The organism is Methanosarcina sp. DH1, assembly GCF_020804205.1.
Lineage (GTDB): Archaea > Halobacteriota > Methanosarcinia > Methanosarcinales > Methanosarcinaceae > Methanosarcina > Methanosarcina vacuolata.
The window spans coordinates 1-20,638 of sequence record NZ_WJBJ01000031.1 but is presented as its reverse complement, the minus strand read 5'-3'; the positions used below and the strand labels follow the sequence as shown (position 1 = coordinate 20,638).

Sequence of the window (20,638 nt, the reverse complement as noted above, 5' to 3'; positions counted from 1 at the left end):
TAAGAGATGAAAGCTCCTTATCACTTAATATTTCTGGTCATCATTAAATCTGTCACCACTCAATCTTCAACCCTGCTGTCAGCTTCTCCGGGGACCTCTCCTCTTTCAGCTTCAGCTCTGTCAAGTTCATTGTGTATAAGGGTTATGCAGTGATTAGAATGGAGAGAAAGAGGACCTACCGAGATGATTTTCACCCCTGCCTTAAGGAGCTGTGCTTCCTCTTCTTCGGTAACTCCTAAATGGTCTCCCAGGATGAAGACCGGGTCGCGGATTTCACTTGCAATTGCTCTGATATCCTCTCCATCTTCTCTCAGATAGAACAGGTTGCGTCCCTCAAATTCCGAGAGTAGGGAATCTAGATCTCCTTTGCGAACCCAGACGCCTGGAGTGGAACGGATATCCTGTTCGCTTGCATCTTTTTGAAGGGCTTTCTGGATAAGCGAACCGCTGCTCCGCTCGTCCGGGTTAAGGTATCTCAGGTGTAGTCCTTCAAACCTGAGGATTTTTCCGGGATTGGGTTCTCCCAGAAGGAGCAGGTGCACATTTACATCCCTGCGCATTCCGAAAGAGAGAAAAAGGGCAGAACTCACGCAGCGGCAAAGGATATCCATTCTTCCTGCAGAACCTGGAAGGTCATTTAATGTAAAGTCGCCGCTTGTGTTTGCTTTATGCCCTATAATAACAATATCGCGCATGGGCACTATATTTACGCAAGAGGTATAAAAGATGTACGTAAGCTTTTTTGGAAAAAAGGGGATGAGAGTAAAAATGGTTCGACTCATCAAATTAGATCAGAAGATTGGCGCTACCCTGACTTTCGACCCTCAGGTCATTGAGAAAATAGATAGCGAGTGCCGTTATATGCCTCGAAGCAAATTAATCAACGACCTAATTTAAAAGCTTATGGAGAATAAGCAGACGGTACGGTTGAGAGAGGCATAATAAATCTAATTATGACATGTTACCTGGAGTCCCTACCGGAGGATCTCCTCGAAGAGGCATGGTTCCATTAGCTGGCATACCATCTGGATTGCCTCTTGGAGGCATTGTTGAATTTGATGGCATCTCACCCGGATTTCCATTCGGATGTATAGTAGCGTTACTTGGCATGTTATCTGAATTTTTTCGAGAGGACATGTTAGCGTCAGGTGAGATGTCACCGGGTTTTCCTCCAGGAGGTATAGTATTATTATGAGATACATTGCCTGCATTCTTTTCTGTAGGGGCGACAGTGTTAGATGTTTTACTGCCAGTACATCCTGACATCGCTACTATTGACATAAGTAGCAAGCCAATTACTAAAAAGCTAATTTTTTTCATCATATTACCTCTCAGATAGCCTCGCCTTTCCTAAAAAATGACTTTAATACTAAAAAACTTTTTTGTGTTGTCCACCCGATATATTCACGATCTCTTTTTGAAAAATGATTTAGTGCAAAACATAATCGTACACTATCCACCAACCGAGGCTGGATGGAACTAAAACATGAAATATGGTACCAGACTGCGGAAACCCAAGCATATGGTATGAGTGTGAAAATAACGCGCAAGACAATAGAAAGCTGTCTGGTTGCAGGGTAATTCCCGAATCCACCGTATGTCTGCACCAGGGACACGACAACTTAACTCAATATGACACTACCAGAGGCTTCCTTTTTCAGAGGATGAAGTCCGGGCTATTAGGACACATCTCACTGAGTGAGGTTTTAAGGCGAGCTAACACTAAGGAGTCGTCACAGAATAAATTATGTACAGATTTCGATTGAATAACTTGATTTTCAAGATTTTTATCACCAATTGAAAATAAACTTTATGAAAAATCGGTGTAAATTATTTTATTACAGTTACTAAGTCTCAATTTTATAAATAAATGTATTCTCTGACTCAGTTTCATAATTTAGTGATTTCTCATTTTTTCCGTCCTTAAAACTTCACTTTTCTCTGCTAACTGCTCAAATAAACTGTAATAATCCTTGAGAAATGATTTCTTTGGCAGGAATGCCAAAGAATTATTTTACTCCGTTAATTGTTTCACTGAATTTTTTGACTAAAATCGATACGCTCCGCTACTTAATCCTTAACTCAGCTCTCAAAAATATCTTTTACTAAAGCTTAAATGGAGTAAATAATCTGAACAATTCCAGAAATGACTTTTGTGGTTTCTTGAGCAAATTTAATCTTCTCATTTGAGCAAGTTTGATCTGATTCTCAATTCCTTTATCAGTCCTGAACTGCTTCTTGTTATCCGTTTTTAGACTTTTTGAATAATAACTTTCAATAGGATTATTTGTCGCCGGCGCTCCTGGAAGATAATGGAACAAAGTAAGATTTAGCCAGTGTTTATTGATCATCCACAATCGTTTTTGAACCAATTCATCATATGTTCTTATATTTTCCATTAATTTATTGAAGTTATATTTTGCTTTTTCAAGACTATTAAGTGGAAGATTTTCCTTTTTCCGTCTTCTTTCAAGCTTTAATTCATTTCTATACTTGTAAAATTTCTTTTTTGCGTTTTTACTCCATTCCTGATGTTTTTCTTCTTTATTAACTAGATTAGGTTCTTCAGATAGAAGTTCTTCCAGAAATTTAATTTCATTCTCTCGATTGTAAAATATATTCAATAACCTGTACTTCAATAATTCCTGTTCAATTGTTGTATTTTTTGGGAAATCACTAACAATAAGCTTGTTTAAGTGCATTAAACAATATTGATGGACTAACTTATCCCCAAAAATTTCCTTTAATATATCAGGGTATCTCTTATCAAAGTCCGTAACGATAAACACAGGCTCTGATGCATCCAGATTTTTCTGTAAAAATCCCTTGATGGTTTCTGAACTCTTATCTTCAAAAAGTTCATCTGCTATCGTTCTTTGAGTTTTTGCATCCAGTAAAGTTAAACGGTATTTCTGACATCTTCCTTCTTTTGGATGTTGTTCGTCATAGTGCACCATATGTATATTTTCTGAAAATGGAACAGTTTTCTGTTCCATTTCTTCGTAGAATGCTCTTAAAATAGTGCTTTTTGATCTCGGATAGATGAAGTCCATTATATCAGAAATTCCATCGTATGAAACGTTATGGTATCTGAGTAACTGGAAGAAATCATTGAATGAATTAAAAAGTAAAGTCTTCAGATCTTCCCAAAAACTATGATCTTCTTCGTGTGTATTACCACAATTTGAGCATTTATATCGACCAATGTTGATTTCTCCAAGACCTTCTTTAGTATGAGGATTATAGCCATTATGAACCATTGGAGTACTACAAATTGAACAGACTGGAGGAATTTTTCTACGAAAAATTCCTCGTGTGGTATATTCATAATCGTTTCCAAAACAACCAAAAACGTCTAAGAGAGCAGGGAGCTCCGAAAAGTTATTAAGAGTAAGGTTTATAGTTACCATTGTTTTTGCCGTAACATCATTACATAATTATAGAATTATAATTTTGTGTAGTGATGTTACACTTACTTTTATCACTAGATTTTGGGACTGAGTCAAAAATGAGAACATTAAATCCTATCAATTTTCCACCAACATACTATAATATTAGGATGAGTTTTAAAGTACTATTAATAAATATGCTCAGTTTTAAAACAAATACTAAAGAATACCGGCAACAAGACTTATTCTATTTTAGGGATATAGAAAAAGCTCAAATCAAAGTTGCGCTGGCGCGCCTCGCTGCAGGCAACGGGGTATGTTCGCGCCCTCACTCCAAATTCGACTGAAATAAACAGATAAAAAGGATATGGAAAAAGATAGCCCCAGGTTTCTGGAACCCCGGGCAGTCTTTATCAGAAAAACTGAGGGTCAGAGGATCTTATCGAGTTCCGACGCCAGTACACTACCCTGGGTAACTCCCATGAAGCGCTTCACCTCAATCCCATCTTTCTGGATAATCAGCGTTGGGACAGCATGTATGCCATATTTGGAGGCCATTTCCTGGTTTTCATCCACATCTACAACTTTGAACTCAACCTTATCCCCGTACTTTTTCTCAAGCTCTTCAAGAATAGGTTTTTGCATCCTGCAAGGTCCACACCATGTTGCGGAAAAGTCCAATAACATTGGTTTCATAAAATCACCTTTATATTTTGAAACGTCTGGGAATTTCTCTATTTTGTTTAATCCATTCCGGGAAGCGTACAGAAGAGTCGTACATACACTGCCTAAAGGCCTGTACGACAAAGCTGCCGGAAACCCAATCCTGATGATAGGCGACATGAAAGCTGGATTTACCAAATACAGGGTCGGGACTCAATAATTGTATATTATCTTCGATGATGTGAAATAATTCCAAATATCCAATTATATATTCCTGCTTCATTCTCTCTACCGATAATAAATCCACAGGCCCTACCCTGGAATCCCCAGGTGAATTATTTCCATATCGAAGTGGAATAGTCTTATATTGATCGCTGCATTTATATTTCTATCGTGTAAGATCCCAAAAAGGATCAAATCAATACTATCCGTTAGAAACCAAATTCTAATTGAGATAGTAGTAAATATGTACACGATTGGGATAATGGCTTAAAAGTGCCAATTTGCAAGTATTTTTTCCAATACCAGAGAGCTCTATATTCCAATCGGGAGATAAAGCTGCTCATGAAGCATCACTTATTGCCTACGTAAGTTTGTGGTTTTCTTCGGATTATTCATAATACTGTGTTTATTTGTAGAGCTCATCCCAAAACCAATTTTATTCCCACATCAATAAGAGTTTCAGAATTATTTTTCAGGACCAGAAGTTCTTATTGATAATCCAGAATACAACATTAAGAGAAGCAATTTTGCGTTTTGGGATCAGCTCGTATAATACTGAATTTATATACTGCGTTTCTATAGCTAGTGTCATGAAAATGTAATTATTGAGCAAACCTTTGATAGCTTTCCATCAACAGATAGCGATTCAGAGTTAACATGTGACCAATAACTAAATTTTCAAGATACTAGCCTTATTGGATAGGAATTAAGGCTATTAAGGTGTTAACACAAAACTGAACCTATTTTTTAGCTAGTAAGCTGAACCTATTTTTTAGCTAGTAAGTACAAATTCCCCAAAGTTATTATTAATAAGGAATAAATATTCTATTACTATTATATAATATATAATTATATTTATACTTGTACTCATGTCAATTAAAGTTGAACATTTTATCCCAAATAGAAAGGAGAAAAATGAATCATTTCTAAAAATAACTGCCACGGGTACATTACAGGATTGGGGAGGTTGATGAGGAATTTAATCAGATTGTATCCTGATTTTAAAAATCATCTCCTCCAGTATGCAGAACGAGTATTAAGAATATGAAGCAAAAAAATATTAAAAGAATATCGTAAAATCATGGAGGTAAATACAATGGGTGGAGGATTTGGAGTATTTGGAAGAGGAAGAGGATTTGATGGTTGCGGCGGCGGTTTTGGAGGCTTTGGAGGCTGTGGTGGATTTGACGGTTGCGGTTTTGGTGGCCGCTTTGACTGTGATGATAGATTCAGGAGGCGTCGCGGCGGCCGCAGAAGAGGATGTGGTCGTGACTTCGACTGGGACTGCTAATAATAACGGCCGAGTCTGAAAAAATTACTAAGTATGAAAGGAAAAAGCATAATAGCTATCTTTTCACGGCATGAAGGACAAGTCACTGAAACTCGGTTTTTCTTGAACCGATGACTATTTATTTTTCCTTTTTTGGAATATACTTTTTGAATATTAGAAAGCTATCACAAGCTCTCCAATAGGAGTTCCTGAAGGAATAAGATCTGGACTTTGGACTCCATTTATTAAGTTCACTAACGTGATAATTCCCGCAAGAAGACCAGCTAACTCGAAAAAACCTTCAGTTTATTGAAGAGCAGTTAGAAAGAAAAATCCGCTTTTATCAGGGAACCAGTTAAGGAATCATACATTTTTCTCGCAGTTTTTATCCTCGAGCCGACCTTTTATTATATTGCCGAAATACATACAGCCTTCCATTGGAATCGTTGGCATATCAGGTGACTCATTTATCATACTTACCGGAGCACCACGGATAAGCACGCATGGCACTCTTTCCCCAGCTTCTCCCATCAGGAGTTCGGCAGCCGAGACAAGGTTATCTGCTACAGCCTTGTATGTAATACGGAGAGGTTTCCCGTATATATCGTCAGTTCCCCGCGCATCTTCCACAGGCACAAAGCCTGAAACTCCAAGCGCAATTCCCGAGCAACCAAGCCTGAGAGGTTGAGTCCTGCTGTCCCCTATAATTACCCCTAGTCTGCATGAGTAACGCTGCTCAAGCCGGCCTCTGATAATCTCGGAACTTTTTCGCGGGTCTTCGGGGAGCAAGATCACATAGCCTTCAGGGGCATTTGAAGCATCAATCCCTGCATTAGGAGCCAGAACGCCTTTTGTAATTGTAAGGGCAGCTCCAGGTACACCTCCAAAAATCTCATCGCATTCCTGAAGCACGAGTTCCATTTCCCTGGGATCGATCCCGTACTGTTCCCCAAGCACTTTTGCCTTTTCACCTGGAGTCACACTTGCAAGCCTGACGGCTCTTCTTTCCGCAGTGCCAACTGCAGATTCTGCAAGTACGAAAACATCCCCATCAATAGGGACAAGCCCTGCTTCCTCCAGAGCCTTCTCTAAAATCTGTACGATATCATCCCCTTCCCTTATAATAGGGGTCTTAATCCCAAACATCTGGATGGAAGTATTTTCTGAACTCATACTCTGCTGCCCTTAGGAGTTAATGACTAGATTGGTTTGCTGAATCTAAAATAAATGCGAAATCAAATCGTAAAATGCCGGAGGATATTGATAAATGTATCCGACGGCTCCCAAAAAGATGTGAGAAGGTATCCAAGAAGATGTGAGAAGGAATTCAAAAAGATGTGAGAAAGCATCCAAGAAGATTTGAGAAAAGATCTAAAAAAATATAAGAAATCGCCAAAAAAATATTATGAAGTATTCAAAAAGATGTGAAGAAAAATCTAAAAAAATGTGAGAAAAAATCTAAAAAGATGTGAGGTAAAATCTAAAAAAATGTAAAAAGTGGCCCAAAAATATGAAAGGATACCCAGATAAAATAATCGATGAGAATAAAAGCCTGAAGAAGAGAATACAGAAAGTAAAAATCTTACCGCTGAAAAAGAGGAAAAAGAGTCTTCCGGTATAGATAGTGATTTTTACCTGTAAGAAAATTATTTCCCGGAAATTCCAGCCATCGAAAGCAGTCTTGCGGTATTTTTATGAGAGCCCACAGGCATAATATGAACCCCTCGTGAGAGTTTCATAAGCTCCTTTATAGTCTCTGAAGCTATTGAAAGACCTTCTTCGACAGGATCAGGTGCATCTTTTATACGAAGCATGATTTCTTCAGGAACATGAATTCCCGAAATGTTCCTGTTCATGAATTCAGCCATACCCAGAGATTTTAGAGGAATCAGGCCTGCAATTACAGGCACTTCAAGGTGGCTTATAGCCTCCATAAACTCCTCAAACATGCCCACATCATAGACCGCCTGAGTCTGGATAAAATCAGCTCCACAGCTGACTTTCTTTTCAAGCTTTATGAGTTGCAAAGGTTTTTCAGGGTCTATACCAGAAACCGCACCTGCACAGAAAGAGGTGCCTCCGTCCAGCCTGTTTCCTGCAAAATTAATGCTTGAGTCAAGCTTCCGAACAAGTTGAAGGAGCTGTACGGAATCAAGGTCGTATACGGGCTTTGAACCTGGATGATCTCCACACGAAGGAAAATCTCCTGTCATCACACAGATGTTCCGAATACCCAGAGCATACGCTCCGAGAAGATCGGACTGAAGTCCTATCCTGTTCCTGTCCCGACAGGTGAGCTGCATAATAGGTTCATGTCCCTCATCAAGCAAAAGCTTGCTAAAAGCCAGGGAGCTCATGTGCATAATTGAGCACTGATTATCCGTAACGTTTATAGCATCTGCAATACCTTTGAGCTGGTGAGCGTCTTCAAGGGGAACTGAGAATCTTGTGCCCTTAGGAGGGGAGACTTCAGCAGTGACCAGAAATTTGCTGGAATTCAGTTTTTCACGAAAATTAAAGAGCATTGAGTAAGAATATTAGGGATGAAATTATTTAAACCATGCTCCTGAATCGTGCACTATCAGTCGGTTAATATTATTTTCAAAAACCTTTATGCCGCATCATCCCTTTTTGCAGATCAGACAAGTTACTTTTTGCAAATCATAAAGGTTACTTTTTGCAAATCAGACAGGTTACTTTTTGCAAATCAGACAGGTTACTTTTTGCAAATCAGACAGGTTATAGCAGACTTGCACTGATGCGTCAAAGACATGCATTTCAAGCACGGGAAAAAATATGATTTAAAAATTAAATAAAAACTGTGAATGAATTTAATCAACTCTATGCTCCTGAGGGGCATGAACTGTGTAAAGGAGATCAAGCCTATTGATTTTTTTCAACCTATTATAAATTAAAGTCCATACGCAATCGTTCTCTCTGTTGACTTCACACATCCCGTCAATAGCTCCCCCACAGGGCCCATTTAGAAGTCCTTTGGGGCATCGTGATTTAGGACAGATACCTCCAAATTCACCAATTGTGCATTTTCCACACATTATACACTGGCCTGAAAGCAGCTTGCCTTCGCTTGAACCTCCCAGAGAAAGCGTATCATTTGAGCCGAATACAGGAACCTCCGCAACACCGGAAACCGTTGAAACTCCACTACCGCAGCCCATAACCAGAATACAGCGTGCTTCAGTTATTTTTTCATTCTTTTGGACCAGGGAGTCAAAAGACCGGACACTGCAGGCTGCTGTGGGGAGAGCCCAGCCTACTACACGCTTTCCGCTTTTCTCAAGCTGTCTGATCATCTCAAGCACTTCGGGTTCTCCACCGGTCTTCAGTTTTGCAGCACAGACATTGCATCCGATAATAAATATGTCATCTTCGTCCTGTAACAGGGCCAGGATTTCTTCAAGGGGTTTTGCTGAAGTTATAATCATAACTACCTCAAATATCGATATTCCAGATCGCTCCGCTTTGCAATACATTCGTGGATCATTTCGGCAATAAGTGGTAGGGAGCGCGCCTGCCCTTCAAGTTTCCTGGCAAGGCGCCCAAGCTGAAGCAGAGTACCCATTACAAGCACATCAGTCATCTCCGTTTCGTGGGAAACTGCATTCCTTGTCAGTGCTGCATCCCCTCCTCGAGAGAGTATCTCCTGTTTTATTATCAAAGCCTCTGTGGTCGTAAGATTACGAATTTTCAGCATAAGATGGATACTTTTATTCTGCATTACCTTTGAGCCTGTCGTGGTAACTCCAAGTTTCCGCATTGCAATGGCTGCATCCTGTGGTGTCTTTACCTTAACCACAGAGACCTCATACCTTCCCTCTTTTACTATACTTGGACTACTCCTGATAGCTCCTGAAAGCTTTACAACGTCAGCGGTCTCAGGTACATCATGTGTACGGACAATATGAGCACCTTTATAAACTGCAATAGCTGCGGCAGCCAGGCTTCCATAGAGCCTCTCAGTTGCGGGTTTTCCAAGTACATCTCCTATGAATGATTTTCTTGAGAGCGCTGCTAACAAAGGCTTTTCAAAAATTTGAAGGCGTTCAAAATCGTCAAGAGTTTCAAAGTCATAAATGGAAAGTTTTTCTTCGATCCACCTGCCGGATGCAGGATCAAGTATGAGTTTTTCTGGGTTTATGCCACCTGCTTCAGCAGCCTGTATAATAGAATCAAGGGATTCTATAACGGCATCCATTCCAAGGGGATCACCCGGAACTTTATTTGAGGCCATGACAACAGCAGGGCATCCGTAGTCTGCCACTACTTCAATCATTCTGGGGTCTGCAGTAAAACCGGAGACGTCATTTATGATATCAGCTCCCCTTTTGAGAGCTTCTTCTGCGATTTCAGGAAACATCGTATCCACAGAAATCACAGCATCCACATTGCCTTTCAGTGCTTCAAGCACTGGCAAAATACGTTCAAGTTCCTGTTTCCTGCTAATAGGTTCGGCATGCAACCAGGTTGAACGGGCTCCAAGGTCCAGAAAGGTTGCTCCTTCCTCAACCATTTTTAGAGCTGTCTCAAGCGCAGAATCAGGGTTTACGACCGAATTTCCGTAAAAGGACTCAGGACTAAAGTTAATAATACCCATTACATGTGCAGGGTATCGATCTCCTATTTTTATACCACATATTTCAGTATCAACAACCATTTTTGACAACCAGGATCTATAAATTTCAATTAAAATAACGCTAGCTTGCGCTTAATAAACATTGGTAAATAGGTACTGGTGGAAGCCGGCTTTACAGAGCTTTCTCACTGTCGGAGATTTCAACGATATGCCTTTAAATCGCGAAAATATAGTTTATTCCGCTTTACTACATTCCGTGAAAAATCTTTCTATTACGTCCGCAGAGGCTTCCAGACAGAGGGAACTTTATTTATCAATTATTATCAGGATTAAACAATAATCACTATAATCATATATTAATTAATACATATAAACTGACTTTATCAGGTATACTTGTTTAAGGAATTTTTAAGATACATTAAAGCAGGTTTCAAGCCTTGCTGTAGGCCTCATTTTGCCGACCGAACATTATATATTAATAGGATTATGTGTAAAACCAAATAATTATTTTGAATATTATTAACAGTAAACGCTATTATAGTATTATAAGCTCCAATAATACATAAAAATATTGATGTGTAGAATTGATATGGTACAATTAGGAAAGCAGCGTTTTATGGTTATTAAGAATTATGATTCTTCATTGTTTTGTGTGGATATCCTCGTAATGTCTTCATAAAAACCAACTCGGTCTCGAATTGAAAATCGTCTTATCCACAGGGAATGACGAAGAGCCGAAATTATCTCTAAAAACAATTACTAATATTGTAAACTGGTAAGAGCGAAAGAATAAGGTTGCTTTCCCTAATCTGGTACAATTGGGAAAAACAATTTTTCTTGCTCTAGTATAAATGATTTTTACCAAATCTAGTGTATTGATTCCAAAGTATGTTAAAAATTAATTTTTTGAAAACCAAAGAATACACGGAAAACACGAAAATGAGTGATAAAGACCTGGTTCTTCCGTGCTTTCCATGTTTTTCGTGGTTGTAACATCCAGATTGGATCACTCTTTCAAATCACTCTTTCAAATCACTCTTTCGAATCACTCTTCGGAAGACTGCGTTTTTCATGTAACAAAATTGCCTATGAGTTCAAAATAATATTTGAGTTATAAATTGTAATTATTTTTTTAATATGTGTTTATTTGATAATCGATGCATTACCTTATGAAACCTTATGACTGACATTCCGATCCCTGTCAAATTGAGACAACAATCAATTGATGTTGGCCATTTTGCTAATGGATTACTATAATAATTATCCTTTTATGATTTGAATTATATAAAAGTATCAAAAATCGGGATGTGCACTATGAAACATTTTTATATTTTTCATATTTATTAATATTTTATAATCAAATTATATAGATTTGAAATATAAAAGTATTTTTTAGCTTTTTAGTTCTGCTTTTTCCATATACTTCTTTTTCAGTATTCTCAATATAACAGGACAAAATCGAGGAGTACACAAGAAAAATATTTAAATAAAGTAGTGTAACTTATTTTATTGATACTTTAGTAAGTTTTGGGTCGGGGGATCTATATGAGAATACGAGTTATCAGTTCAAGAAATGAAATTCTGTCACTGAATCCGAATGAAAAGGTAGTTCACTTTGCATTCAGGCCGTCAAATAAAGATATTTTTCTGCTTGTTGAGACCTGTCCAAAACTGGAAGTAATCCAGCTTCCAAGATCATACATAAGGACAGTTTCAAGAGCCATAGAGATGTTTATGGAAATGCAAAAAGTTCAGCTCATAGAAGGGGATGTCTGGGGCCACAGGAAAGACATTAATGAGTATTATACTGTTCCCTCATCCGTAATTTCAAAAATGAGAGGCATGAAAGCTGAAGGCATTCCCAGTGAAAAAATTGCGGAGAAATTAGCGCATGAGAGCAAACTTAGTCCTGAAATGATTTCTTACATTCTGAACAAAAAAGATTTGGAGTGAGAAAAAAATCTCTGCCCTTGTCCAGCTAGCCTTTTCAAAAAAGGCTTGAGAAAAAACCCAGCAATGACATGGTCGGAGTGATCAACCGGCGAAACGGTTGTAGAACAACCCTTTTCAAAAAAGGCTTGACCGAAAACTATTGCTAAACCTAAAACGTCATGAAAGCGTGATCAAAAGGGGCAACGGTTGCAGGTAAATGGTTTCTGTGCAACATTTGTGCTCAAGACGACGAGTTCAAATTCATAATCAAGCAACACATCTTTAAAAAAGACTATAAATAATCAAAAAAGCAAAAATATTTAAAAAGAACATAACTTTTAAAGAGGTTTTTGATTATACAAGAAAACGTCTTTCTATATAAAGTTATATGAGCAAATATGATTTTGGAATGTAAATATTAAATTTTTAAACTCTTAAACATCCTTGAGACCAAATAATCCTGAAGTATTTTGACCAACTTGAGATTTCATGGAGTGTTCCTGGTTCTCTTGGCTACATCTGTACAGATGCGGTTTTTATAATGTCTTTCTATTCTCTGTAGCATTATTGCAGAAGGAGTAGAGGAGTGTGAGTTTCCTGATTGTCAGGATGCCTTTAAGGCATCCTGTTTAGTTATATCCTGAATTTTGTTTTTTTCAGTTGTTTTTCAGGCGAGTTCCTTGTTGAAATATTTATCATAGGAACTCATGTCGAAATGCCCGTGTCCACTGAGGTTAAATAGGATTGTTTTTTCTTCTCCGGTTTGCTTGCATTTGAGAGCTTCGTCGATTGCACAGCGGATAGCGTGGGAGGATTCCGGAGCAGGGACTATGCCTTCAGTCCGTGCGAACTGCACAGCGGCATCAAACACCGGGTACTGATCATATGAAACAGCTTCAATAAACCCTTCAGCGCAGAGTTTACTTATGATTGGGGAGTCACCGTGGTAACGGAGTCCGCCTGCGTGGATGGCAGGAGGCACATGTTTGTGGCCGAGAGTATACATTTTAAGAAGCGGGGTCATTTCCGCAGTATCTCCAAAGTCATACCTGTATTCTCCTTTAGTCAAGGACGGGCAAGCTGAAGGTTCGACTGCAATTACTCTTGGATATCTCTTTCCTTCAATCCTGTCTTTAATAAACTCAAGAGATATTCCCGCGAGGTTGCTTCCGCCTCCACAGCAGCCTATAACTATATCAGGATAGGTTTCAACCTGTTCAAGTTGCTTCTTGCATTCGGCCCCGATTACTGTCTGGTGGAGCATAACATGGTTGAGGACACTTCCTAGGGAGTACTTAGTGTTATCGTGTGCGATTGCATCCTCCACGGCTTCACTGATTGCTATCCCCAGGCTTCCCGGCGTTTCCGGCTGCTCTTTCAGAATCTGTCTCCCGAATTCGGTATCTTCGCTTGGAGAGGGCACAACATTTCCTCCCCATACTGTCATCAGGGATTTCCGATAAGGTTTCTGGTAAAAACTGGAACGGACCATATAGACTTTACATTCGAGGTCAAAGTAATTGCAGGCAAGAGCTAATGCACTTCCCCATTGTCCTGCCCCTGTTTCAGTTGTGATCCTCTCGGTTCCTTCTTTCATATTATAATAAGCCTGAGCAAGTGAAGTATTTGTCTTATGGCTGCCTGCAGGGCTTACCCCTTCATTTTTATAGTATATCTTTGCAGGAGTTTTGAGAAGTTTTTCCAGCCTGTGAGCCCTGTAAAGAGGACTGGGCCTCCAGAGCTTGTAAATTTCAAGTATCTCTTCAGGGATATCAATAAACCTTTCACTGCTCATTTCCTGCTTAATAAGACCTTTCGGAAAAATAGGTTCAAGAGCTTCAGGAGTTATAGGCTCCCAGGTCCTCGGATCAAGAGGAGGCTCGATAGGAGAGGATAAGTCTGAAAGGACGTTATACCACTGTTTAGGCATTTCATTCTCGTCAAGGATAATTTTGGTCTGTTCCATAGGTTTTCTCCGTAGTCGTTTAGGTACAGATTCGTACTTCGACGTATATAAGTGTTATTTATTTTACATTTAAGGTGTTCGCATCCCATTTATGTACTTTTGGGAAACAGGTGTTTGATGTTTTATCCCAAAATAATTTCGCTTTTTTAATATTTTTTATTTTAATCATACATCATATACAGTTGACCCACTATTTTACTCCAATTTCGAACTTGTTTCATTTTACATGATTAGTCCACAATACCAAAATGGAATTTTACTTACTCMACGTTTAACTCTTTGCGTCGCCTGCTGTTGTATTGGGTATTAAACGTTTAAAGGATTTTGAATCTGCGAAATTATTTCAGGATACAACAGAAACAGGTGTTTGAAGAAAAGCTACTTATTAAAACTAGAACTTGAAAAAAAGAAAGACTGTCAGAAGTTGGAATTGAAAGAAGGAAAAACAGTTAGAAGCAAAAACCGGGAAAAAAGTAAACCGGACAGAAATAGGAACCGAATAAAACAAAAAAGGTCAGAATCTCTCAATTATATAAACGTTTGATTCTACAAATATTCACTTGATATTCTGAGAGGTTCGCTTGATATTCTGAGAATCTCACTTGATATTCTGAGAATCTCGCTTGATATTCTGAGAGGTTCGCTTGATATTCTGAGAATTTCACTTGTTTAGCATGAAAATGCCGCCATCCGCAAGCATCTTCATTGGTTGTGCATGTTATTCAAAGAATATCATGTTTGTTTAAGATGGCTTGTAGATAACTGAAATTATTGATTCTTAACCGGATTTTTACTGTATCTGTTCTGCAAGCTCCACAGCAAGTTTTGCCACTTCAGTGGCACATCTCCCGAGAAGGCGTATCATTGGTTCTTTTCCCTGGCCCCCTTTATCATAGATGACTTTCGGCACGCTTCCGTATTTTTTGATTGCTTCGGCTGTACCCCAGTCCATAGTGCTGGAGTTTTCCGGTTCTTCGGCCCTGTCAAAAGAGGAAATTCCAAGTTCCATATCTCTGCAGGCTGAAAGTGACTCCCTGGAGTATTTTACGTTAATTGCGGCCCTTATTTCAGGATCATAACGAAGGGACGCAAGAATAATACTTGCTATATGCCGGCTGGCTCCAAAATCCACACAGCCCACAGGAACTGCCCGTCCCCTGTACCTCACTATCCTGCCTTCAACGGCAGCAACGTCTTCGTAGCTGCCAGCTTCGGGAATAGCCATTCCGATGTTGCAGCCTACTTCGGGAATCAGGCTTGAAAAATCAGGGCTGCCTTCAAGGATCGAAACTGCCTTTTTTACATTTCTTAAAACCAGGTAGCGCTCTTTTTCCTCCAGAACCGCTCCAAGCTGGTTTACAGGACTTACTCCCCTGCCTGCAGGCCGGCTCTTGAGAATTGCCTTTTCAACGAATTTCTTTGCTTTCCTTGCAGCTCCTTCCAGGTTATCTCCAGAGGCTAAGAAGGCAGTCACTGCCGCAGAGTAAGTGCAGCCCGTGCCGTGTGTCCCTCCTTTAACAAAAGTGCCCGGAATATGGGTAAAAGTCTCAGAATCAGCTTCATAAATCAGGTCAGTGGCATCCAGATGTCCTCCTGTAATAATGACAGCTTCAACACCCAGGTCAGTGATTTTTCGAGCTGCAATTTTCGCGTCCTCAGGAGTTTTTACAGACATGCCAGCCAGTACACCTGCTTCGGATGCATTAGGTGTCGTAACCTTGCATAAGGGCAGCAGTTCTTCAGTAAGGACAGAGATAGCTTCTTTTCGTAGCAGGTTCCCTCCTGCTTCAGCAGCTATAACAGGGTCCAGCACAAGGGAAAGCTCATATTTCCTTACTTCTTTTGCAACTTCCCTTACGATCTCCGATGAGGCAAGCATACCACTTTTTGCCCACCTGACCTCCATATCGGTGCAGACAGCTTCAATCTGGCTGGCGACAGTTTCAGGAGTGAGGTCAAAGGTTTTCAGCACTCCAGTAGTATTCTGTGCAGTAACCGATGTAATAGCGCAGGTTCCGTGCACTCCAAGAGCGGCAAAAGTCTTCAGATCCGCAGCAATTCCTGCTCCTCCACCTGAATCCGAACCTGCTATAGTCAGAACAATTGGGGTTTTTATTTTTAAGGGTTTTTCGGTCATGGATGTCTCTCTTTCTTTCATTCGTGTTCCTGCTACTTTCTAGAGCTCTTTCTTCTGGAAATATGAAATTAATTTAATATTGTGCCTTTCAGGAAGATTTTTATAAGTTTTAATAGAATTATTTGTAAAAAATCTTCTCAACAGGTTTAGATGATCCTTTGTTTTTTCTGAAGGGTTATCTTTGTCCTGAAGGAATTCCCGTTCATTTTGCATTTATATCAGGGTATTTTGTAGAGAATTCCCGTTCATAGCAGGTTTTTTTTCTGTATGATAACTTAAAAAGTGATATATTGCTTCGATACATTTATATATTGTATTTGCGACTTTGATGCAAATAATCAAATTTAAGACGCGGCGATCAATTTAAATCTGGATTAACTATTTATATTGATATAGATAATGACTTGATTTATAATGTTTTAAGGGGACTGTAAGGATGGCAAACCGACCTCTGGATATTTTGAACAACGCATTGGACACACCTGTAATCGTTAGATTGAAAGGCGCACGCGAGTTTAGAGGTGAGCTGAAAGGATATGATATTCACATGAACCTCGTGCTCGACAATGCTGAAGAGCTAAGAGAAGGAGAAATTGTAAGTAAGTTCAGCAGTGTCGTTATTCGCGGTGACAACGTGGTATACGTATCTCCGTAATCTATATCAAGCACTTCATCTATTATCGTAAAACCTCGATGACCAGGACTTATTGTGACTGGCCGCAGAGAGTAAATTCAGATGAATAGAATCGCTTCAGATTATCGAATACTGCTCTAACAAATTAATTTTATCAGGAGATTTAGGAATGAGTAAAGGTACGGCATCAATGGGAAAAAGGCAGAAACGCACACATGCTAAATGCAGGCGCTGTGGGAGTGTTTCTTTCAACGTGCATACAAAACAGTGTACTTCATGTGGTTTTGGAAAAACATCTCGAATAAGAGCTTACAAGTGGCAGGCAAAGTGCAAGTATTAAACCTGTCTGTACCACTTTCTCTATTTTTTACCTTCACCGGAGGTCGAAATTGAAAGAAGAATGTGGCGTTGCAGGCATAATTCTACCAGGCGACAGGCCTCAATCCAATACTGTCGCATTCAAGCTGTATTACGCCTTGTATGCCCTCCAGCATAGGGGACAGGAATCCACTGGCATAATGGTATATGACGGTACATCCTCTCATTCCATTAAAGGCATGGGCCTTGTTCCTGATGTATATAACAAAGATTCTCTGGGGCACCTGATCGGAAATGTAGGAGTAGGGCATGTCCGCTACTCAACTACCGGAGGATCAAAAATAGAAAACTGCCAGCCCTTTATCCTGAATTTCAAAGGAGGAGCAGTTGCAATTGCCCATAATGGGAACCTTGTTAATGCCAGAAAGCTCAAGGATGAACTTGAGTGTGAAGGCCGTATTTTTATCAGTGATTCCGATACCGAAGTTATCGGCCACCTTCTTGTAAAAGAACTGATAAAACACGACCCCATAGAATCTATTCGGAATGTCATGCGCAAGCTTGTCGGTTCCTATTCTCTGGTTATCCATATCGGCGGTGCTCTGTATGCTGTGCGGGACCCTCTCGGTCTTAAGCCGCTTTGCTTCGGAAAAGTCGATGGCGGATACGCAGTTTTCTCGGAAAGCGTGGCCCTTGATACCCTTAACGGCACCCTTATCAGAGATGTGCGGCCAGGTGAGGTAATAGTCTTTACGGGCGACGGCTTTGAGAGCTGCCAGATAGGAAACGAGCCTCATCCTGCTCATTGTGTGTTTGAGTTCATTTATTTCGCAAGGCCAGATTCTATTATTGATGGAAAACTGGTCTACAAAGTGCGGGAAAATATTGGAAGGGAACTCGCCAGAGAGCATCCGGTAGAGGCTGACGTTGTTTCTCCTGTTCCGGACTCTGGGATTACCTCGGCAATTGGTTATGCCAGGGAATCAGGTACTAAATACCTCGAAGGCCTGATGAAGAACCGTTACATAGGGCGTACATTTATCCTGCCTGGCCAGGAATTGCGTGAAACCGCAGTCCGACTTAAAATGAATGCTATCCAGGATAATGTCAAAGGCAAACGTGTCGTTCTGGTTGATGACAGCATTGTCCGGGGTACAACTTCCAGGCGGATTATAGATATGGTCCGCAGGGCAGGTGCGTCAGAAATTCATTCAAGAGTAGGAAGTCCCGCAATTATTGCTCCCTGCTATCTGGGTATAGATATGGCTACCCGGCAGGAACTTATCGCATCTTATAAAACCGTAAAAGAGGTTGAAAGCCTAATTAATGCGGATTCCCTCGGATATCTGAGTATTGACGGACTTATGAGGGCTCTTGAGTGCGATAAAAGTGACATGTGCCTTGGTTGTCTCACAGGAGAGTATCCTGTAGAAATCCCTGGAGAAAATTGCACAAGGAAACAGACACGTCTGGATGATTTTGACAATAAACCGGAAAGTTCCTGAACGGCTCTTCCCAGTCAAAATAAGGAACTTTCTTCACTATTCTTTTTGAATTCTCACTATATTTTTGAATTCTCACTATCTATTTGATTTTGCCCCTACTCTTTTTGAATTATCGCTATCTATTTGATTTACCCCTACTCTTTTTGAATTCTCACTATCTATTTGATTTTCCACTAATCTTTTTGAATTCTCACTATCTATTATGTTGTTTTTCAATAACTCACACACGAACATCTACGATATTACTAAAATATATTTTTTCAAGCTGTCTCAAAACTACACATAATTCTACAAATAGGATAATGTACTATAATTCGAGGCAAATAAATACCTGAATTTCAGAATAATTTTCGATCTGAATTTAAAGTCAACAATTTCAATTATCCAATTGTAGAAATGGGTTGAGTTTTGAGACAACTGGTTTTAGAGATTTTTTATAATTAAAGGAAACAATTAAATGCAAAATTGAGCAAAAATACAAAGAGGGTTGATTTATGGAAAAAAAGCTGGTATCAGGTCTTATTTTATTTATAATACTTTTTATTGTACTGCCCAATTCAGCAGTAGCTGCCGATGAGAACTTTCTTAAACATACAAGCTCAGGAAATGCCTTTGGGGGTGGTGAGGAACTTCAGATCAACCAGGACATTCAGGGAGACCTGGTGCTTGCAGGGTCTGAAATAGAAGTAAACGGGAACACAGGAGGTAATTTCCTGGGTGCAAGCGGGGATATAATTGTTAATGGAAATGTTTCAGGAAACATTCTCGCACTAGGAGGCTCCATACGGATAAACGGAAATGTAGGTGGAGATGTAGCAGCACTCGGCGGTCAGATCATTCTTTCTCGGGACAGTGTGGTTGAAGGGGATATTCTGCTTGGCGGAGGGGAAGTAACGCTTGACGGGATAGTTAACGGAAATGGGGAAGTCTCAACGAGCACCCTCAAAACCGGAGATGACTTCGAGCTTAAAGGAAATCTTGCACTTCAAGCCGATAATTATCCACCCAGTCTGAACGATAAGGTTGGCGGAAACCTGAATATTACGCAGGTAAATGCAAAGGAAGAAAGTTATGAAAGTGTTACCAAAGGATTTAGCATATTCTCATTCATCCTGAGATTGCTCGCGTCCCTGGCTCTGGGCCTGGTCCTTATCCACCTTTTCCCGGGTTTCGTAGGCGGGATTGCGGAACTAGTAAAAGATTCACCTCTTAAGGCAGGATTACTGGGTTTTCTAACTCTAATTTTCCTTCCAGTATTCTCGATAATCCTGCTTATTACTTTCTTTGGATGGAGCCTTTCGATCCTGATTATCCTGCTTCTGGCACTCGCACTCCTTATCGCGACAGTGCCGGTGAAACTGCTTGCAGGCGAGATAATCTATAAAAAAATATTAAAAAAGGAAACGGGAAAACTGATGTACTATCTTGTCGGGGCAGTCCTGTTTGCAATTGTATACGAAATTCCTTTCCTGGGAGGGCTTATACGTTTTATTGCCCTTATTATTGGATTAGGGGCAATAGTAGTCTGGCTTGCGACTCGCGCCAGACCAACTGATTAAACTGGCGGACTTTTCAAGTGAGTGAAATTTCAATTTTCTCGTGCAGGTGATTTCAGGCAGATTTTCAAAAAACTTGAGAAAAGCAGAAAATTTGGAGGGAATCAAAAAATTTGGAGAAGATATGGGAATTTGAAGGAACTTTGGCATATCTTTCATCTTTAATTTCATCAGGATTGATGCCAGTGAAGCCAGCACTTTTTTTAAAGCTTCAAGTTCCATTTTTTACTCCAAGATATGAGAAGAGGAAATGGAAATATTATTATATTTTTTCTGTGGTTGGAAACCCATTTAATTTGAAGAGAATAGACTCAGTCCCAAAATCTAGTGATAAAAGTAAGTGTAACATCACTACACAAAATTATAATTCTATAATTATGTAATGATGTTACGGCAAAAACAATGGTAACTATAAACCTTACTCTTAATAACTTTTCGGAGCTCCCTGCTCT

20 protein-coding genes are annotated in these 20,638 nt (G+C 39.7%); 9 read left to right on the top strand and 11 right to left on the bottom strand.

Annotation, left to right across the window (positions count from 1 at the left end; all coding sequences use genetic code 11):
• Positions 1-59: 59 nt before the first annotated feature.
• Together trmY and FXW07_RS16995 are read right to left on the bottom strand one after the other, a co-directional pair.
• Complete coding sequence (gene trmY / locus FXW07_RS17000; RefSeq protein ID WP_229396630.1) at positions 60-695, bottom strand: tRNA (pseudouridine(54)-N(1))-methyltransferase TrmY; 636 nt, start codon at positions 693-695, stop codon at positions 60-62.
• Between the two features lie 256 nt (positions 696-951).
• Positions 952-1,320, bottom strand: coding sequence for a hypothetical protein (locus FXW07_RS16995; RefSeq protein WP_229396629.1), 369 nt, complete (start codon positions 1,318-1,320; stop codon positions 952-954).
• A 173-nt stretch (positions 1,321-1,493) separates the two neighbouring features.
• Between FXW07_RS16995 and FXW07_RS16990 the strand changes: the two genes are divergently transcribed.
• Positions 1,494-1,766, top strand: a complete 273-nt coding sequence (locus FXW07_RS16990; protein WP_229396627.1) for a hypothetical protein — start codon at positions 1,494-1,496, stop codon at positions 1,764-1,766.
• Positions 1,767-2,105: 339 nt separating this feature from the next.
• On the opposite strand, the gene FXW07_RS16985 is transcribed toward FXW07_RS16990, so the two are convergent.
• Positions 2,106-3,410: an ISNCY family transposase gene (locus FXW07_RS16985; RefSeq protein WP_229396625.1), complete on the bottom strand. Its 1,305-nt coding sequence runs from the start codon at positions 3,408-3,410 to the stop codon at positions 2,106-2,108.
• Between the two features lie 408 nt (positions 3,411-3,818).
• Positions 3,819-4,085, bottom strand: a complete 267-nt coding sequence (trxA, locus tag FXW07_RS16980) for a thioredoxin (RefSeq protein ID WP_048123938.1) — start codon at positions 4,083-4,085, stop codon at positions 3,819-3,821.
• A gap of 43 nt (positions 4,086-4,128) precedes the next feature.
• Here trxA and FXW07_RS16975 point away from each other — a divergent pair, with 43 nt between their 5' ends.
• Both FXW07_RS16975 and FXW07_RS16970 read left to right on the top strand, forming a co-directional pair.
• Positions 4,129-4,272, top strand: a complete 144-nt coding sequence (locus FXW07_RS16975) for a hypothetical protein (protein ID WP_157206079.1) — start codon at positions 4,129-4,131, stop codon at positions 4,270-4,272.
• Positions 4,273-5,370: 1,098 nt separating this feature from the next.
• Entirely contained in the window at positions 5,371-5,565 is a 195-nt protein-coding gene (locus FXW07_RS16970) for a hypothetical protein (RefSeq protein WP_229396623.1), read from the top strand.
• A 342-nt stretch (positions 5,566-5,907) separates the two neighbouring features.
• Here the strand turns inward: FXW07_RS16970 and cofE are convergent, their stop codons facing one another.
• From cofE to folP, 4 genes are all read right to left on the bottom strand, one after another.
• Positions 5,908-6,717 carry a coenzyme F420-0:L-glutamate ligase gene (gene cofE / locus FXW07_RS16965; protein WP_229396621.1) on the bottom strand — a complete coding sequence of 270 codons (810 nt, stop codon included), beginning with the start codon at positions 6,715-6,717 and terminating at the stop codon, positions 5,908-5,910.
• A gap of 473 nt (positions 6,718-7,190) precedes the next feature.
• Positions 7,191-8,069, bottom strand: a complete 879-nt coding sequence (locus tag FXW07_RS16960) for a methylenetetrahydrofolate reductase (RefSeq protein ID WP_229396619.1) — start codon at positions 8,067-8,069, stop codon at positions 7,191-7,193.
• A 306-nt stretch (positions 8,070-8,375) separates the two neighbouring features.
• A complete protein-coding gene (locus FXW07_RS16955; RefSeq protein ID WP_229396618.1) occupies positions 8,376-8,990 on the bottom strand; it encodes a methylenetetrahydrofolate reductase C-terminal domain-containing protein in 615 nt (204 codons plus the stop codon).
• 2 nt (positions 8,991-8,992) lie between these two features.
• Positions 8,993-10,219 (bottom strand): dihydropteroate synthase, encoded by a 1,227-nt coding sequence (gene folP / locus FXW07_RS16950; protein WP_229396616.1) that lies wholly within the window; start codon positions 10,217-10,219, stop codon positions 8,993-8,995.
• 1,464 nt (positions 10,220-11,683) lie between these two features.
• On the opposite strand from folP, the gene FXW07_RS16945 reads away from it, so the two are divergent.
• On the top strand, positions 11,684-12,091 hold the full coding sequence (locus FXW07_RS16945) for a DUF1699 family protein (protein ID WP_048121095.1): 408 nt from the start codon (positions 11,684-11,686) through the stop codon (positions 12,089-12,091).
• Between the two features lie 646 nt (positions 12,092-12,737).
• On the opposite strand, the gene FXW07_RS16940 is transcribed toward FXW07_RS16945, so the two are convergent.
• Complete coding sequence (locus tag FXW07_RS16940) at positions 12,738-14,036, bottom strand: TrpB-like pyridoxal phosphate-dependent enzyme (protein ID WP_229396614.1); 1,299 nt, start codon at positions 14,034-14,036, stop codon at positions 12,738-12,740.
• Positions 14,037-14,826: 790 nt separating this feature from the next.
• Positions 14,827-16,173 carry a bifunctional hydroxymethylpyrimidine kinase/phosphomethylpyrimidine kinase gene (gene thiD, locus FXW07_RS16935; RefSeq protein ID WP_229396699.1) on the bottom strand — a complete coding sequence of 449 codons (1,347 nt, stop codon included), beginning with the start codon at positions 16,171-16,173 and terminating at the stop codon, positions 14,827-14,829.
• Between the two features lie 436 nt (positions 16,174-16,609).
• Between thiD and FXW07_RS16930 the strand changes: the two genes are divergently transcribed.
• From FXW07_RS16930 to purF, 3 genes are all read left to right on the top strand, one after another.
• Positions 16,610-16,828 carry an LSm family protein gene (locus tag FXW07_RS16930; RefSeq protein WP_048121098.1) on the top strand — a complete coding sequence of 73 codons (219 nt, stop codon included), beginning with the start codon at positions 16,610-16,612 and terminating at the stop codon, positions 16,826-16,828.
• 148 nt (positions 16,829-16,976) lie between these two features.
• Positions 16,977-17,147, top strand: coding sequence for a 50S ribosomal protein L37e (locus FXW07_RS16925; RefSeq protein WP_080942245.1), 171 nt, complete (start codon positions 16,977-16,979; stop codon positions 17,145-17,147).
• Between the two features lie 49 nt (positions 17,148-17,196).
• A complete protein-coding gene (gene purF, locus FXW07_RS16920) occupies positions 17,197-18,630 on the top strand; it encodes an amidophosphoribosyltransferase (RefSeq protein ID WP_229396612.1) in 1,434 nt (477 codons plus the stop codon).
• Between the two features lie 75 nt (positions 18,631-18,705).
• Here purF and FXW07_RS16915 read toward each other — a convergent pair whose 3' ends face one another.
• Positions 18,706-18,846, bottom strand: coding sequence for a hypothetical protein (locus FXW07_RS16915; RefSeq protein ID WP_229396610.1), 141 nt, complete (start codon positions 18,844-18,846; stop codon positions 18,706-18,708).
• A 278-nt stretch (positions 18,847-19,124) separates the two neighbouring features.
• Here FXW07_RS16915 and FXW07_RS16910 point away from each other — a divergent pair, with 278 nt between their 5' ends.
• A complete protein-coding gene (locus FXW07_RS16910) occupies positions 19,125-20,189 on the top strand; it encodes a hypothetical protein (RefSeq protein WP_229396608.1) in 1,065 nt (354 codons plus the stop codon).
• Positions 20,190-20,299: 110 nt separating this feature from the next.
• Entirely contained in the window at positions 20,300-20,569 is a 270-nt protein-coding gene (locus FXW07_RS16905) for a hypothetical protein (RefSeq protein WP_229396606.1), read from the top strand.
• Positions 20,570-20,638: the final 69 nt, after the last annotated feature.

Excerpts from the sequence above, each read along its gene's own strand:
- trmY (WP_229396630.1), bottom strand. The coding sequence starts at position 695 with ATGCGCGATATTGTTATTATAGGGCATAAAGCAAACACAAGCGGCGAC.
- FXW07_RS16995 (WP_229396629.1), bottom strand. The coding sequence starts at position 1,320 with ATGAAAAAAATTAGCTTTTTAGTAATTGGCTTGCTACTTATGTCAATA.
- FXW07_RS16990 (WP_229396627.1), top strand. The coding sequence starts at position 1,494 with ATGGTACCAGACTGCGGAAACCCAAGCATATGGTATGAGTGTGAAAAT.
- FXW07_RS16985 (WP_229396625.1), bottom strand. The coding sequence starts at position 3,410 with ATGGTAACTATAAACCTTACTCTTAATAACTTTTCGGAGCTCCCTGCT.
- trxA (WP_048123938.1), bottom strand. The coding sequence starts at position 4,085 with ATGAAACCAATGTTATTGGACTTTTCCGCAACATGGTGTGGACCTTGC.
- FXW07_RS16970 (WP_229396623.1), top strand. The coding sequence starts at position 5,371 with ATGGGTGGAGGATTTGGAGTATTTGGAAGAGGAAGAGGATTTGATGGT.
- cofE (WP_229396621.1), bottom strand. The coding sequence starts at position 6,717 with ATGAGTTCAGAAAATACTTCCATCCAGATGTTTGGGATTAAGACCCCT.
- FXW07_RS16960 (WP_229396619.1), bottom strand. The coding sequence starts at position 8,069 with ATGCTCTTTAATTTTCGTGAAAAACTGAATTCCAGCAAATTTCTGGTC.
- FXW07_RS16955 (WP_229396618.1), bottom strand. The coding sequence starts at position 8,990 with ATGATTATAACTTCAGCAAAACCCCTTGAAGAAATCCTGGCCCTGTTA.
- folP (WP_229396616.1), bottom strand. The coding sequence starts at position 10,219 with ATGGTTGTTGATACTGAAATATGTGGTATAAAAATAGGAGATCGATAC.
- FXW07_RS16945 (WP_048121095.1), top strand. The coding sequence starts at position 11,684 with ATGAGAATACGAGTTATCAGTTCAAGAAATGAAATTCTGTCACTGAAT.
- FXW07_RS16940 (WP_229396614.1), bottom strand. The coding sequence starts at position 14,036 with ATGGAACAGACCAAAATTATCCTTGACGAGAATGAAATGCCTAAACAG.
- thiD (WP_229396699.1), bottom strand. The coding sequence starts at position 16,173 with ATGACCGAAAAACCCTTAAAAATAAAAACCCCAATTGTTCTGACTATA.
- FXW07_RS16930 (WP_048121098.1), top strand. The coding sequence starts at position 16,610 with ATGGCAAACCGACCTCTGGATATTTTGAACAACGCATTGGACACACCT.
- FXW07_RS16925 (WP_080942245.1), top strand. The coding sequence starts at position 16,977 with ATGAGTAAAGGTACGGCATCAATGGGAAAAAGGCAGAAACGCACACAT.
- FXW07_RS16910 (WP_229396608.1), top strand. The coding sequence starts at position 19,125 with ATGGAAAAAAAGCTGGTATCAGGTCTTATTTTATTTATAATACTTTTT.